Source organism: Mycobacterium sp. 94-17, assembly GCF_035617725.1.
GTDB lineage: Bacteria > Actinomycetota > Actinomycetes > Mycobacteriales > Mycobacteriaceae > Mycobacterium.
The window spans coordinates 21,168-34,978 of sequence record NZ_JAPIYN010000009.1; the positions used below are offsets into that span (position 1 = coordinate 21,168).

Annotated in this window: 14 protein-coding genes; 10 read left to right on the plus strand and 4 right to left on the minus strand. The window is 67.5% G+C overall.

The window, feature by feature from the left end; genetic code table 11:
• Positions 1 to 81: 81 nt before the first annotated feature.
• A complete protein-coding gene (locus tag OQ789_RS12420) occupies positions 82 to 963 on the minus strand; it encodes a CoA ester lyase (protein ID WP_324686113.1) in 882 nt (293 codons plus the stop codon).
• A 185-nt stretch (positions 964 to 1,148) separates the two neighbouring features.
• Between OQ789_RS12420 and OQ789_RS12425 the strand changes: the two genes are divergently transcribed.
• Positions 1,149 to 2,072 (plus strand): class I SAM-dependent methyltransferase, encoded by a 924-nt coding sequence (locus tag OQ789_RS12425; RefSeq protein ID WP_324686114.1) that lies wholly within the window; start codon positions 1,149 to 1,151, stop codon positions 2,070 to 2,072.
• A 24-nt stretch (positions 2,073 to 2,096) separates the two neighbouring features.
• Here the strand turns inward: OQ789_RS12425 and zwf are convergent, their stop codons facing one another.
• Positions 2,097 to 3,596: a glucose-6-phosphate dehydrogenase gene (gene zwf, locus OQ789_RS12430; protein WP_324686115.1), complete on the minus strand. Its 1,500-nt coding sequence runs from the start codon at positions 3,594 to 3,596 to the stop codon at positions 2,097 to 2,099.
• 129 nt (positions 3,597 to 3,725) lie between these two features.
• Here zwf and OQ789_RS12435 point away from each other — a divergent pair, with 129 nt between their 5' ends.
• A complete protein-coding gene (locus OQ789_RS12435; RefSeq protein ID WP_324686117.1) occupies positions 3,726 to 3,908 on the plus strand; it encodes a hypothetical protein in 183 nt (60 codons plus the stop codon).
• Between the two features lie 5 nt (positions 3,909 to 3,913).
• On the opposite strand, the gene OQ789_RS12440 is transcribed toward OQ789_RS12435, so the two are convergent.
• Positions 3,914 to 4,882, minus strand: coding sequence for a hypothetical protein (locus tag OQ789_RS12440; protein WP_324686119.1), 969 nt, complete (start codon positions 4,880 to 4,882; stop codon positions 3,914 to 3,916).
• Between the two features lie 214 nt (positions 4,883 to 5,096).
• Between OQ789_RS12440 and OQ789_RS12445 the strand changes: the two genes are divergently transcribed.
• From OQ789_RS12445 to OQ789_RS12470, 6 genes are all read left to right on the plus strand, one after another.
• Complete coding sequence (locus OQ789_RS12445; protein ID WP_324686120.1) at positions 5,097 to 6,119, plus strand: YihY/virulence factor BrkB family protein; 1,023 nt, start codon at positions 5,097 to 5,099, stop codon at positions 6,117 to 6,119.
• Between the two features lie 58 nt (positions 6,120 to 6,177).
• A complete protein-coding gene (locus OQ789_RS12450) occupies positions 6,178 to 6,951 on the plus strand; it encodes an enoyl-CoA hydratase/isomerase family protein (protein WP_324686123.1) in 774 nt (257 codons plus the stop codon).
• 17 nt (positions 6,952 to 6,968) lie between these two features.
• Positions 6,969 to 7,310, plus strand: coding sequence for a DUF3253 domain-containing protein (locus tag OQ789_RS12455; protein ID WP_324686124.1), 342 nt, complete (start codon positions 6,969 to 6,971; stop codon positions 7,308 to 7,310).
• A gap of 105 nt (positions 7,311 to 7,415) precedes the next feature.
• Positions 7,416 to 8,078 (plus strand): cutinase family protein, encoded by a 663-nt coding sequence (locus OQ789_RS12460; RefSeq protein WP_324686125.1) that lies wholly within the window; start codon positions 7,416 to 7,418, stop codon positions 8,076 to 8,078.
• 193 nt (positions 8,079 to 8,271) lie between these two features.
• On the plus strand, positions 8,272 to 9,288 hold the full coding sequence (locus OQ789_RS12465) for a zinc-dependent alcohol dehydrogenase family protein (RefSeq protein ID WP_324686127.1): 1,017 nt from the start codon (positions 8,272 to 8,274) through the stop codon (positions 9,286 to 9,288).
• A 61-nt stretch (positions 9,289 to 9,349) separates the two neighbouring features.
• Entirely contained in the window at positions 9,350 to 9,604 is a 255-nt protein-coding gene (locus tag OQ789_RS12470) for a hypothetical protein (RefSeq protein WP_324686129.1), read from the plus strand.
• A gap of 70 nt (positions 9,605 to 9,674) precedes the next feature.
• Here the strand turns inward: OQ789_RS12470 and OQ789_RS12475 are convergent, their stop codons facing one another.
• Positions 9,675 to 11,054 carry a PPE family protein, SVP subgroup gene (locus tag OQ789_RS12475; RefSeq protein ID WP_324686130.1) on the minus strand — a complete coding sequence of 460 codons (1,380 nt, stop codon included), beginning with the start codon at positions 11,052 to 11,054 and terminating at the stop codon, positions 9,675 to 9,677.
• A gap of 466 nt (positions 11,055 to 11,520) precedes the next feature.
• Between OQ789_RS12475 and OQ789_RS12480 the strand changes: the two genes are divergently transcribed.
• Both OQ789_RS12480 and OQ789_RS12485 read left to right on the plus strand, forming a co-directional pair.
• The gene (locus OQ789_RS12480; protein ID WP_324686131.1) at positions 11,521 to 12,720 is read left to right on the plus strand and encodes a glycosyltransferase; all 1,200 of its coding nucleotides are present in this window, start codon (positions 11,521 to 11,523) and stop codon (positions 12,718 to 12,720) included.
• Between the two features lie 9 nt (positions 12,721 to 12,729).
• Entirely contained in the window at positions 12,730 to 13,773 is a 1,044-nt protein-coding gene (locus tag OQ789_RS12485) for a class I SAM-dependent methyltransferase (protein ID WP_324686132.1), read from the plus strand.
• Positions 13,774 to 13,811: the final 38 nt, after the last annotated feature.

The following is a 13,811-nucleotide window of genomic DNA, read 5'->3' on the forward strand; positions in this document are numbered from 1 at the left end:
CGGACGCGTTCAACCTACCGTGTGGCCGGCGATACCCGCCCGTTGTGGGCGGCCGTCACGCGCTCGACATGTCCAGGCACCCTACGGGGCGGATTCCATTTCGGCGATCACATCCGCAAGGGCCAGCAGCCGCTGGGCGTCGCGGACGTGCAGGCTCTCGATCATGCGGCCATCGACCGTGATCACGCTGGTCCCGACGGCCTGCGCCTGCTCGTACGCGGACACGATCTTGCGGGCGTCTTCCAGCTCCTTGAGTGACGGACCGAACAGCTCGTTGGCGGGGGTGATCTGCGACGGATGGATCAGGGTCTTGCCGTCGAATCCCATCTCGCGGCCCTGCCGGGCCTCGGCCCGGAATGCGCCTTCGTCGGTGATGTCGTTGAAAACCCCGTCCAAGATGACCTTTCCGGCCGCCCTCGCTCCCAACACGGCCAGGCCGAGCGCGGGCAACGCGGGAGCGCGGCCCGCGACGTGCAGGCCGTGCAGCTCGTTGACCAGGTCGTTGGTGCCCACCACCAGTCCGGCCAGGCGGTCGCTGGCCGACGCGACCTCCTCGGCCCGCAGGAATGCCCGGGGCGTTTCGATCATCACCCACAGCTGCAGCGACGGCGGCGCGCCCACGGACTCGAGCGTGTCGGCCAGCGCTTGAACCTGTTGGCCCGTCTCGACTTTCGGCACCAGCACGCCGTCGGCGGCCGATGCGGCCACGGCGGCCAGGTCATCGTCGTGCCACTCGGTGTCCAACCCGTTGACACGCACCACCACCTCGCGGGGCCGGTAGCCCGGCGACGAGATCGCCTCGCACACGGTCGCCCGCGAATCGGCTTTCGCATCGGGCCCTACCGCGTCCTCGAGGTCGAAGATCAGCACGTCCGCCGGCAACGACTTGCCCTTCTCCAGCGCGCGAGGCTTGTTGCCGGGCAGATACAGCGCGGATCGGCGCGGGCGCAGAGTCGGTGCCATGGAGGGAGTTCACTTTCCGGTCGTCGGGCAGCGGGGCGGCAGTCACATGCCTGCGCGACGGGTGCGCGGTGCGCACGGCATAGGCAGAAAGTACCCTTCAGTACCGGTGGTGCAGTCGCCGGTGGCGGACGGCGCCGGGGCTGAATCGGCCGACGCGGCGGGGTGGATCCGGAAGGGGAAGACGAATGTCATCAGTGGGCTCGGCGCGCGCCGAGGGCGACAGCTGGGATCTGGCCTCAAGCGTGGGGGCGACCGCGACGATGGTGGCGGCCTCGCGGGCGCTGGCGTCGCGCGAGCCCGACCCGCTGCTCGACGACCGGTTCGCCGAGCCGTTGGTGCGGGCGGTAGGGCACCCCTTTTTCGTTCGCATGCTGGACGGCCAGATCCCGCTCGACACCGAGGACATGCCGCTGACGCTGCGGCAGCGATGCGAGCAGATGGCGGCGCGGACGAGGTTTTTCGACGACTTCTTCGGCGCCGCCACCGCCGCCGGGATCCGGCAGGCCGTCATCTTGGCCGCCGGGCTGGACGCGCGGGCCTATCGGCTGCCGTGGCCGTCGGGCGTGGTGGTGTACGAGGTCGATCAACCCGCGGTCATCGCCTTCAAGACCGACACCCTCGCCCAGATCGGTGCCGAACCGACCGCCGAGCGCCGGACCGTCGCTGTCGACCTTCGCGATGACTGGCCAACAGTGTTGCGCAGCAGCGGTTTTGACGCCGACGCTCCCACCGCCTGGATCGCCGAGGGCCTGCTGCCGTATTTACCGCCCGAAGCCCAGGACCGGCTGTTGGACAACATCACCGCGCTCAGTGCCCCGGGCAGCCGGCTGGCCACCGAGAACATCACCGACATGAGCGTCTTCACCGACGAACGGGCCCGAGCGATGCGCAGCACCTGGCGGCGGCATGGACTGGACATCGACGTCGCCGAGCTGGTCTGGCTCGGGGAGCGCCGCCCCGCTGCCGAGCATCTGGGCGCCACCGGCTGGAACGTCACCCGTCACCCGACCGAACAGGTCTATGCCGACTACGGATTCGTGTTGCCCGACAATGAAATTCTCAAGGAATTCCGTCACGCGATCAGTTACCTCAGCGCCGAATTGAGCTGAGCCCCGGCGGTTTCGGCGCTACCGCTAGGACTTGGCTTCGCGCCACTCCCGCTCGAACGGCAGCCGCCACGCATTGGGCGCTATCAACTGGTGGATGGCATTCGGTCCCCACGTGCCCGGCTGGTACAGCTTGGCCGGCGGCGGATCGGTGAGCAGATCTTCCGAACGCTCCCACAATGATTCGATGCCTTCGGCGGTATTGAACAAGGTGTGGTCGCCCCGCATCGCGTCCAGGATCAGTCGCTCGTAGGCCTCCAGCACGTCCACCACCGTCTCGATTTCCTGCGAAGCAAACTGCATGGACAGCTTGTCCAGCTTCATGCCGGGTCCGGGCCGCTTGCCGTAGAAGGACAGCGACACCTTCGAGTTGTCGGCGAGGTCGAACGTGAGGTGATCGGGCCCCTTGGTGCCCACCCCGGAGCCCGGCGGGAACATCGTTCGCGGGGCCTCCTTGAAGGCGATCGAAATGATGCGGATGCCCTCGGCCATCTTCTTGCCGGTCCGCAGGTAGATGGGGACCCCGGCCCATCGCCAGTTGTCGATGCCGACCTTGAGCGCGATGAACGTCTCAGTGTCGGAATCCCTTGCCACGCCGTCCTCGTCGCGGTAGCCGTTGTATTGACCGCGAACCACGTTCGCGGGTTTGACCGGCAGCATCGAGCGGAACACCTTGTTCTTTTCCTCGCTGATGGCAAACGGTTCGAGCGCCGTCGGCGGCTCCATCACCACGAACGCCATCACCTGGAACAGGTGGGTGACCACCATGTCCTTGTACGCGCCGGTGTCTTCGTAGAAGTTGGCCCGCTGTTCCAGGCCCTTCTCCTCGGGAATGTCGATCTGAATGTGGTCGATGAAGTTGCGGTTCCAGATCGGCTCGAACAAGCCGTTGGCGAAGCGGAACGCCAGGATGTTCTGCGCGGCCTCCTTGCCCAGGAAGTGGTCGATGCGGAAAATCTGGGATTCCTCGAAGGTTTCGTGCACGAAGTCGTTCAGCGCCACCGCACTGGCCAAATCGGTGCCGAACGGTTTCTCCATCACCACCCGCGAACGTTCGACCAGCTTGGCGTCGCGCAGCATCGTGATCACGGCGCGCGCCGCCTTGGGCGGGACCGAAAGGTAATGCAGCCGCCGAACGTTGGCACCCAGCTTCTCCTCGGCCTGAGCCACCGCCTCGGCCAACGCTTCGGGACCCTCGCCCTGCGGGACGTAGCGGACGATTTTGGCGAAGTTCGACCACTGTTCGGACGTCAGCTTGTGCGTGCCGAAAGATTCGATCGCCTCCTTCGCGAGTTCGTGGAATTCGTCCTGACTCAGGTCTTCCAGTGACGTGGCGACGATCTGGATGTTGGGTGCCAAATCGGACTGGTCCAGATATGCCAACCCCGGAATCAGCTTTCGTTTCGCCAGATCGCCCGTCGCACCGAAAAGGACGATGACGTGCGGATCGAGCGGGTCGGGATGATGGCGACGCGGGCGCGCGTCGGCAGCGGGGTATGAGATGGTCTGAGGTTTCTCGGTAGCCACTCCTGCGATACTTCCATCGGCGCGGCGCAATGTCTTCCCTGTTCGGCGGCGGCGGGTTAGCGATCGTGCGATCGGGTATTGGATAGCGGCGGGTTCCCGGCGCGCCGGGGCCTGGTTCCTCCCACGCCAATGGAAAGAGATATGACCGACCCCGACAAAGATCCGCTGAGCCGCAGTCAGGAGCTGGAAGACATCGTCGATCAGCTCGAGGAGAAGGTCACCGAGGAAAGCGAAGCCGAAGGCGTGCCCGGCAACCGCACCGAGCGGGACCAGACGGTTGTCCGCGGCACGGCACAGGAGCCGCCGGACTAGGGCGTTTACTCGCTCGGCAGGTCGACGGCGTGTGCCTTGAGCGTGGCCAGCATCTCGGCCGCCGGCCAGTCGGAGGCCCGGTAGCGGACCGGGTTGATCCCCGCGACGGGAAGGATGCCCACCGCTTCCACCACCGTCGGAAAGGGCACGGTGAACGCCTGGGACACATTCGACGGATCGCCCACCAGAAACGTCACGTAATCGGTCTGCGGCAGCTCCCATGCGATGCCCTGCCCCCACGTCGTCGTGCTGCGCGGGCCCCAGGGGGTGTCGATCACCTGCGCGTTGCCGACGTATTGCGGGAACAGCTCACGCTCATAATGCTCGCGCAGAAATTCGGTCTGATGGCTGTATTCCCTTGTAACCAAGAGGGTTCGGGCCCGCAACCCCAGTGCCCGCAGGGGGTGCGGGCCGGCCTGATCGAACGGCGCGATGATGTCGCCCGCGATGGTGTAACCCTGCGGCGAGACGGGCTGATCGGCATCGAGGTACATCTGCTCGGCGGTCTCGAAGAGGTCTGCGGCGTCCTCGGGTGCGTCGGTGCCCAGCAGCAACACCCCGTCGCCCGGGGAAAACACCAGTGGGCGGGGCCCGCCTGCCACCGCCAGCGAACCCAGCCAACCGGTCGCCAGGATCATCGAGTCGACATAGGTGCCGCCGTCCGCGTCTTTCAGCAGGAACTTCGCCCCCGGCTCGAACGCCTGCTGGCGCGCGGAAAGGTTCTCCCTGGCCGCCGCGAACGCTTGATCGCCGCTGATGCCCCACCCGTCCGTCTCGGCCGGGGTCACCATGGCCCGAACCGTGGGCAGATCGACTACGACCATCTCGTTGATGAACGGGAACACCGGCCGCACCCAGGGCTGAGCCCCGGTGTTGACCAGGTGGTTGACGTAGCTTTGCGGCCGCAGCACCGACCTGAGCAGAGGTCGGGCCTCGGCCCAATCCATGGGCGGTTGGTCTGTTGCCATGTCCACGGTGAATGCTTCCTGCTCTTGAACAGCAAACTCGGACGTTACACCTGCGCCTCCCGAGACAAGTCAGCTTTTGTGGTATCACCAACGCTCGCACGAAACCGGCCGGCAACAGCCGATCCAGCGGGTGACCGGCTGGGTTGACGGCCGGCGGATGCGGGTACCACATGGCGAGTGCATCGGATGGGATGCCGGCTGGTGGGGGAAGTGATCAGCGATGGTCGGTTGGCTGGACGAGCTGCAGCGGCGTAATCGAGCCGTCGGCGTGATCATCGGTGTTGTCTACAAGTACAACGACGATCAGGGCGGCTACCTGGCCGCCCTGATCACCTACTACGGGCTGGTGTCGCTGTTTCCGTTGCTGCTGTTGTTGACCACCGGTCTCGGGGTGGTGCTGGCCGGCCGGCCCGACCTGCAGGCCCAGGTGCTGCACAGCACGTTGAGCCAGTTCCCCGTGCTCGGCGCCCAGCTGCACCACCCCGAAGGCCTCAGCGGAGGAACGGTGGGCGTGTTGGTGGGCTTGCTCGGTGCGCTCTACGGCGGTCTGGGTGTGGGGCAGGCGCTGCAGAACGCGATGGACACCGTGTGGGCGGTCCCGAAACACAAGCGGCCCAACCCGATCCGATCCCGCGTACGCAGCTTGATGTTGCTGTTGGTGCTCGGCTCGGCCGCCATCGCCGCCACCGTGCTGGCCGCCGCGGGCCACGCCACCGGGGCCCTCGGCGGTTTCGGCAAGATCGGCCTCGCGCTCGTGGCGGTGGCGATCAATGCGCTGATCTGCCTGGTGGCCTTTCGGGTGACGACCGCGCGGGCCCTGACGTATCGGCAGGTGTTGCCGGGAGCGGTTGCCGCAGCGTTCATTTGGCAGATGCTGCAGTGGTTCGGGGCGGGTTATGTGGCGCACACCGTGAAAAGGGCCAGCGCTACCAACAGTGTGTTCGCACTGGTGCTGGGTGCGTTGGCGTTCCTGTTCCTCGCGTCGGTGGCGCTGGTGATGTGTGCCGAGATCAACGTCGTCCTGGTCGAGCGGCTCTACCCGCGCGCACTGCTGGGCGCGTTCAGCGACGACGCCGATCTGACGGTGGCGGATCGGCGGACCTACACGAAAAAGGTCAAGGCCGAACGGGTCAAAGCCTTCGAGCGGGTGCATGTGCATTTCGACGACGTCAAGCGTCTGCCGGCGAAAACCGTTGGGCGACTGGCGATGTTCCATGATTTTCGCCGCCCGCGAACGCCGTGAAGACGCGCTTTGCCCGCCTAGGGCCTGCTCCCAGGACCCGGCGCAATAGTCTGCAGTCATGAGTCTGGTCACCTATGAGCTGCAAGACCACGTCGCCACCATCACGCTGAACCGTCCCGACGCGCGCAACGCCATCAACGGCGCGCTCCGCCAAGACCTCAACGCCGCCTGGGATCGCTTCCGCGACGACCTGGACGCGTGGGTCGGGATCCTGACGGCCACCGGCAGCGTCTTCTGCGCGGGCGGCGACCTCAAGGACGGCGAAGGTTCGGTCGGAACTTTCGGCGGTACGTTCTGGGAGAAGCCGACCATCAACTCGTTCGAATCCGGCATGGAGTTGTTCAAACCGACCATCGCCGCGGTGCACGGTCCATGCATCGGTTACGGCGTGACCGGGGTGCTGTTCTGCGACTTCGTCATCGCCAGCACCGAGGCCACGTTCTGCTACCCCGAGGTGTCGATCGGGGTGCCCACGATCGTCGGAGCCATCCGGTTGCCGCACCGGGTCGGCTGGGCCAACGCCATGGAGTTGCTGCTGACCGGAAAACCGATCAGCGCCGAGCGGGCCAAGGAGATCGGCCTGGTGTGGAAGCTGGTCGAACCGGACCAGCTGCAGGCCGAAGCCCAAGCCTGGGCCCGCACCCTCACCGAGGCCGCACCGCTGGCCCAGCGGGCGACCAAAGAGGTGGCGTGGCGAACCGCCGACATGGGCTGGATCGAATCCGTGCGCTTCGGCGAGACCATGCGCAAGGTGGCCGGTGCCACCGAAGACGTCGCCGAGGGGCTGCGCGCCTGGGCCGAGAAGCGCAAGCCGCAGTGGCGGGGCCGGTGAGGGCCGGTGCCGGCGTCGTGAGCGAGCGATTGCGTGCCGAACTGAGCCGCGTGCGCGCCGACGGGGGTCGCGGCGCCGAGCACGCCGAAACGGCCCTCGGCGACGGGCCGATGCGGCAACGCATCGAGTCCTCGATCCGTGCACTGGCTGAACATCGCGGCCCGAGCAGCAGCACCTGCCCGTCGGACGCGGCCCGCGCGGTGGGCGGCGACCACTGGCGCGAGCTGATGGACGACACCAGGGCGGCCGCGCGGCGCCTGGCCAGATCGGGCGCCGTGGAGATCATGCAGCGCGGCAGGATCGTCGACCCCGACGGCGACTGGTCCGGCCCCATTCGCATCCGTGCCTGCGGGCCCTAGCCGCGGCGTTGCGCCGCAACGTCATTCGTGGATCGAACACGTTGCCCGTTGCCCGTGGGTCAACCGCGGGCACGGCCGTGGCCGACGATGTGACAGGATTTCGGCATGAATGCACGCAGATTTGCTCGCTGGGTTGGTATCGCGGTTGTGACGACGTGGGCGCTGCTGAGCGCACCCATCGGGACCCCCACCGCCGCTGCCGACGGGTGCTCGGACGTCGCGGTGGTTTTCGCCCGGGGCACCCATCAGGAACCCGGGCTCGGCAACATCGGGCAGGCGTTCGTCGACTCGCTCACGTCCCAGCTCGGCGGCAAGTCCGTCGATGTCTACGCGGTGAACTACCCCGCCAACGACGACTACCACAACAGCGCCAACGCCGGCTCCAACGACGCGAGCGCACACATCCAGGACGTCGTGGCCAGCTGCCCGAACTCGCGGATCGTGCTCGGCGGCTATTCCCAGGGCTCGACGGTGATCGACTTGGCCACCAACGCGATGCCGCCCTCGGTGGCCGACCACGTGGCCGCCGTCGCCCTCTTCGGCGAGCCCACCAGCCAGTTCTCCAGCATGTTGTGGGGCGGCCAGCCGTTGCCGACGATCAACCCGGCGTACGGCTCCAAGGTCATCAGCCTGTGCGCGCCCGATGATCCGATCTGCTCCGGCGGCGGCAACATCATGGCGCACGTGTCCTACATCGACGCCGGGATGACCGCGCAGGCCGCGACGTTTGCCGCCAACAAGGTCAACCAGGGCGCGCCGCGCGCCTGACCCGCGTGACTCGCCGGACATCGGACAACGTGGTGGCTGGATTGAGTTCACAAGCGGCGCACTATGTTTCGCATTCGAAGTCCGGTGCGGTGCGCGGGCCGGCGATCCGGCGGTACCGTGGCCGGCGCCACCGCCCGGTTGAGGCCATCGCTCGCGGGTATCTGGGCGTCCATTACCTCGAAAGGGAGGCGTGATGCGAGGAGCTGTCATCTACGGCGCCGGTGATGTCCGCTTCGAACAACTGCCGGAACCCGAGATCATCGCCCCGACGGACGCCATCATCCGCACCGCGGCGACGTGCGTGTGCGGTTCGGACCTCTGGGACTACCGCGGGATCAACCCGGTGCCCAAGCCCAAACCGTTCGGGCACGAGTACTGCGGTGTCGTCGAAGCCGTCGGCAGCGACGTGTCCTCGGTGAAACCCGGCCAGTTCGTCATCGGATCCTTCTTCGCCTCGGATGGGACGTGTCCGAACTGCCGCAACGGAGTTCAGACTGCGTGTGTGCACCGCGTGTTGATGGGCGGCTGCCAGGCGGAGGCGGTGCGCATCCCCTGGGCCGACGGAAGTCTCGTCGCACTGGCCGATCACCCGGACGAGGAATCGATCCCGGACTTGTTGGCCCTGTCGGATGTGATGGGCACCGGCTGGTTCGCCGCGGAAGCGGCCAACGTGGCCGCCGGCATGACCGTGGCCGTGGCGGGAGACGGTGCGGTGGGGCTGTGCGCGGTGCTGGCCGCTCGTGAAAAGGGTGCCGAGCGGATCATCGCGATGAGTCGCCACGAGCCGCGGCAGAAGCTGGCCCGGGAGTTCGGCGCCACCGACATCGTCACCGAACGCGGTGACGACGGAGTCGCCGTCATCGAGGAGATGACCGAGGGCGTCGGTGCCGACGCGGTGCTCGAATGCGTGGGCACCGGCGAGGCCATGCAGCAAGCGATCCGATCCGCTCGTCCGGGCGCCTTCGTCGGGTTCGTAGGCGTCCCGCACGACGTCGCGATAACCGGCGAGCAACTGTTCAGCACCCACGTCGGGCTGCGCGGCGGACCCGCCCCCGTCCGGCACTTCCTGCCCTCGCTGATCGAGTTGGTGCTCGCCGGACGAATCAACCCCGGCAAGGTATTCGATCTGCGCCTGCCCCTCGAGCAGGTCGCTGAGGCCTACCGGGCCATGGACGAGCGCCGCGCCATCAAGGCTTTCCTACAGCCCTAGGTGAGAACGGTCACCGCGCGCGACACAGGGTCGCCGTGTCGTTTCGGCTAACGTCGAGGCTATGTCCAAAGTCTCCGGCAACGACTTGATCGACGACGTCAGCCCTGGCGACATCATCGCCGTGGACCGCGGGTCGGGTGAACAGCCTTACAAGGTGGTCTTCAAGGACTCCACCGACGCGGGGTATCTCATCACCTTCGAGGCCGACGGCGGGGAAACCTTTCAGCTCGATTTGGCGGCCGGCACCCGGGTGACACGGTCGCCCGAGGCCAAGTGGGAATCTGCGCAGAGTCCCACGCCGAACGCGGAGAACTAGGGGCGGGCTGCGGTGGTCACGCTTGGGTCGCCCACCGTAAGGCAGGACGTCACCGGCGTCCGGGCCCGGATCAGCCCGGCAGCAGGCGTTTCTTCTGCTCTTCGAATTCCTGCTGCGTCAGGATTCCGGCATCGCGCAGCGACGCCAGTTCGCGTAGTTCGGCGGCGATGCTCGTGATCGGACCACCCGCGGCAACCCGCGGTGGTGTCGGCTCGTCGGGCTGATCCTTCGCCGGCTCGCGCGGCGCCTTGACGGCATCGCCCGCCCGGGCCCGCTCGCGACCCAGAGCGCCGCCGGTCCCGGCCATGGCGCGCCCGGCCATGCTCGCCACGGCCATCTCGCCGAACAGGCCTCCCGCGCCGGTGGGCGCGGCGGCGGCCGCGGCCGCGGCTTCCGTCGCGGCGCCGGCGGTGGCAGTCGGAAGAACCAACGCTGCCGGGCGGATGGCCGGGGCGGCCGCCGCCCAGCCCGATGGCACCGACAGGCTGCCAATACTGTTGGCCTGACCCAGCTCCGCGGACGCCAGCGACCCGAATCCGCCCGCCGGGTTCGTGATGACCGGGAACGGCGACGGCGGCACCGGGCCCTCTCCAGGCCACGGCTGCACTCCGGCCCACCCGCTGACGATGTCATCGGTGTGGAAACCGGTCAGAGCGCCGGCCACGTCGAAGGGCAGGGTGATCAGTGTCCCCGGCGCGTCGATGCCCAGGCCGGTGACGCTGGCCGGTGCGTCGAGGAAGACCGAGATGAGATCGGCCAAGGTGTCCAGGCCGGATGTCGGATCGGAGACGGCGCTCGGGTCCACCGCCGCCGCGCTCAGCAGGTTCGGTACCGCCGACAAAGATTGATTCGTCACGGCGTTGCGCGTGCTTCCGGCAGCGGTTCCGGTGGCCTGAGTCACCGCCTCGGACTGTGCGGCATCGGAATTGGTCGTCGGGTCCGGCTCGGAGAATGGCGTCAGCCGCGTCGCCGAACTGGTCGTGCCGGCATAGCCGAACATGGCCGCGGTGTCGGTCGCCCACATCTGCGCATACTCGGTCTCGGTGGCGGCAATCGCCGGCGTGTTCTGCCCAAGGATGTTGGTCGCGACGAGCGTCGCCAGCAGGGTGCGGTTCGCCGCGACCACCGGCGGCGGCACCGTCTCGGCGAACGCGGTCTCGTAGGCGAAGGCCGCGATTCTGGCCTGGTTGGCGCTTTCCTCGGCCTGGGCGCCTGCGGTCCTCATCCACCCCAGGTAGGGGGTGATCGCCGCGACCATGGACACCGACGACGGGCCAACCCACGGTCCGGAGGTCAAGGCCGTGATCTCGGCCTGATACGAATCCGCGGTCGATTGCAGCGCAGCGGCCAACTCGTCCCAGGCCATCGCGGCCGCCAGCATGGGTCCCGACCCCGGACCGGCGTACATCCGCGCGGAGTTGACCTCCGGCGGTAGTACTGCGAAGTCCATGTCGTTCTCCTCCGATCGCTGTCAGGGCCGCGAGGGCGTCGACGGCCACGATGCGCGTCGAATGTGGGTAGCCAACCAAGCAGCAAACAACTCGCATCCCCTCCGGTGCTGCCAGTGCCTCGAATGAACACAATGAGGAAGGCAGTCCCTCGCGTTGGCGGACCGGCCTCTCACTCGTTTGCAGGCGCTCCCAAGTTAACCATTACAGCGAAATTGTTGCCGAGGGTTAACGATACGTTACCTGCACATCACGGCGGAAATGCGCGAGCGTTCGGCCGGTATCGCGCACATCACTCCAGCCCCGACCTTGACGGGGAACAACAGGTGTCGCCAATCTTCCCCGGTCCGTCTTCCCTCGCCCGATCGCGCCAAAAGCGCAGCTCAGCCGTGCGGGGCGGGCGCCAGGCGGACCTGGATACGCCGGTTCTGCTTGGATTTGTGGCATCCCCGCAAGTGAGGTCTGGTGATGAAAATTGTGCTGGCCGCCTACGGCGGCCGCGGCGACGTCGAACCCTGCGCTGCCCTCGGCCGGGAGCTAATGCGGCGGGGCCACCAGGTGCGCCTGGCCGTCCCGCCCAACCTGACCGGCTTCGTCGAGTCGACGGGGCTCGCCGCCGTCGGATACGGGCCGGACACGCAACAAGGGATGAGTGTGGCTCAGGAGTTGCTCGGCTCCCTCCAATGGGGGGTCGGCGGGCTGTCGCACATCGTCGAACGCGTGACCCGGATCTGGATGGACAAGAGCGCGACGCTGGCGTCGCTGGCAACCGGTGCCGACCTGCTGGTGGCGCACATGAACGATCAGGCGCTCGCCGCCAACGTCGCCGAACACCACGGCGTTCCGCTCGCCGCGTTGCACGTCTTCCCGGCGCGGATCATGCCGTCGAGCCCGCTGTATTCGAGCATCACGCAGGATGCCGACGTCGCCCAGCGTCGAGCGCTGGGCTTGCCCGAAAGGACGCCGACGAGACCGGCGGGTGGGCCATTGGAAATCCAGAGCTACGACGAGCTGTGCCTGCCTGCGCCGGCGGCCGACTGGCTGGAACCCGGTGGCCGGCGTCCTTGTGTCGGTTCCCTGACCCTGGAGTTGCCGACCGACACCGACGACGAGGTGCTGTCCTGGATAGCCGACGGGACCCCACCGGTGTACTGCGGGTTCGGCAGCACGCCCGTCAGCTCTCCCGCCGAAACGGTCGCGGTGATCAGCGCGGCCTGCGGTCAGCTGGGCGAGCGGGCGTTGATCTGCAGCGGCGCGAATGACTTCACCGACGTCCCGCTGATCGATCACGTCAAGGTGGTGGAGGCGATGAATTATGCGGCCGTCTTCCCGGCCTGCCGGGCCGTGGTCCATCACGGCGGGTCGGGCACCACGGCCGCGGGCCTGCGCGCCGGAGTCCCCACCCTCATCCTGTGGACGGTGTGGGACCAGCCGATGTGGGCGGCCGCCGTCGAACAATTGCAGGTCGGTTCCGGACGCGCCTTTGCCGAGAGCACCTTGGACTCGCTGGTCGCGGACCTACGCATGATCCTCACACCGGACTGTGCCGCCCGCGCCCGCGAGCTGGCGCCTCGGCTGAGCACACCCGCCGACAGTGTGGCCCGCGCCGCCGATCTGCTGGAAGAGCAGGTCGGCGCGGCGGTGGTGCAAAGCCCGCCGGTCGTGTAGAAGGTTCTGGTGCAGGATCCGCCGAACAGGTCGTTCGATCCGCTGGTGCTACGCGAGGCGATGATCAGGCGGCTCTATCGCCGAACGGCGGCCGAGGGCCAGATCTGGGTGCCGGCGGTGCCGGGCCTGATCGACGAATATGTCCAGTTGTGCGGCAACGTCTGCGCCACCTTGGGTGTCTGGTACACACCCGAGCAGGCCGCACACCTGCGGGCCGCGCTGGAAGTCGAGTTGGCGAAGGCCTTCAGGGCCTCCCCTCGTTCGGAGGTCCTCATCTCCTATCAGGCGCCCTACGGGGAGGGCGTGAACTTCCGCGTCCAGGCCGAATGGCGCACCGTGGAGGCCGATTACGACAAGTGGGTGGCCGTGCGGCCGCCGCCGCTGTTCGGCACCGACCCCGACGCACGCGTGTTGGCGCTGGCCGCCGAGGCCGGTGACCCTTCCACCTGTCGGGTGCTCGATGTCGGTGCGGGAACAGGGCGCAACGCGCTGCCACTGGCCCGGCTCGGGCATCCGGTCGACGCGGTCGAGATGACCGCAAAGTTCGCCGAGGCGATTGGTGCCGAAGTCGCCCGTGAATCCCTGCGCGTGAACGTCATTCAAAGCGACGTCTTCACCGCGATGGAAGGCGTGCGCGAGGAGTATCAGCTGATGGTGCTCTCGGAGGTGGTGCCCGACTTCAGGACGACGCGCGAGTTGCGCGGCATGTTCGAACTGGCCGCCGACTGCCTGGCTCCCGGTGGACGGCTGGTTTTCAATACCTTCCTGGCCCGTGACGGCTACGTTCCCGACGACGCCGCGGTGCAACTCGGTCAGCAGTGCAACAGCATGATCTTCACCCGCGACGAGGTGAGCGCCGCGGCGGCCGGGCTGCCGCTCGGGTCCATCGCCGACGACTCCGCCTACGAGTACGAGAAGGCGCAGTTGCCGCCGGATGCCTGGCCGCCCACGGGCTGGTTCGAGGGTTGGGCCGGCGGCCTCGATGTGTTCGACGTCGAGCGCGGCGACTCGCCAATTGAGTTGCGCTGGTTGGTTTTTGAGAAGAAGCCCTGACGTCGCGGGCTACGCGGTGAGGTCGCGGGTGGCCGGAC

Coding starts and splice junctions, on each gene's coding strand:
- OQ789_RS12420 (WP_324686113.1), bottom strand. CDS start 963: ATGGCACCGACTCTGCGCCCGCGCCGATCCGCGCTGTATCTGCCCGGC.
- OQ789_RS12425 (WP_324686114.1), top strand. CDS start 1,149: ATGTCATCAGTGGGCTCGGCGCGCGCCGAGGGCGACAGCTGGGATCTG.
- OQ789_RS12435 (WP_324686117.1), top strand. CDS start 3,726: ATGGAAAGAGATATGACCGACCCCGACAAAGATCCGCTGAGCCGCAGT.
- OQ789_RS12445 (WP_324686120.1), top strand. CDS start 5,097: ATGGTCGGTTGGCTGGACGAGCTGCAGCGGCGTAATCGAGCCGTCGGC.
- OQ789_RS12450 (WP_324686123.1), top strand. CDS start 6,178: ATGAGTCTGGTCACCTATGAGCTGCAAGACCACGTCGCCACCATCACG.
- OQ789_RS12460 (WP_324686125.1), top strand. CDS start 7,416: ATGAATGCACGCAGATTTGCTCGCTGGGTTGGTATCGCGGTTGTGACG.
- OQ789_RS12465 (WP_324686127.1), top strand. CDS start 8,272: ATGCGAGGAGCTGTCATCTACGGCGCCGGTGATGTCCGCTTCGAACAA.
- OQ789_RS12470 (WP_324686129.1), top strand. CDS start 9,350: ATGTCCAAAGTCTCCGGCAACGACTTGATCGACGACGTCAGCCCTGGC.
- OQ789_RS12475 (WP_324686130.1), bottom strand. CDS start 11,054: ATGGACTTCGCAGTACTACCGCCGGAGGTCAACTCCGCGCGGATGTAC.
- OQ789_RS12480 (WP_324686131.1), top strand. CDS start 11,521: ATGAAAATTGTGCTGGCCGCCTACGGCGGCCGCGGCGACGTCGAACCC.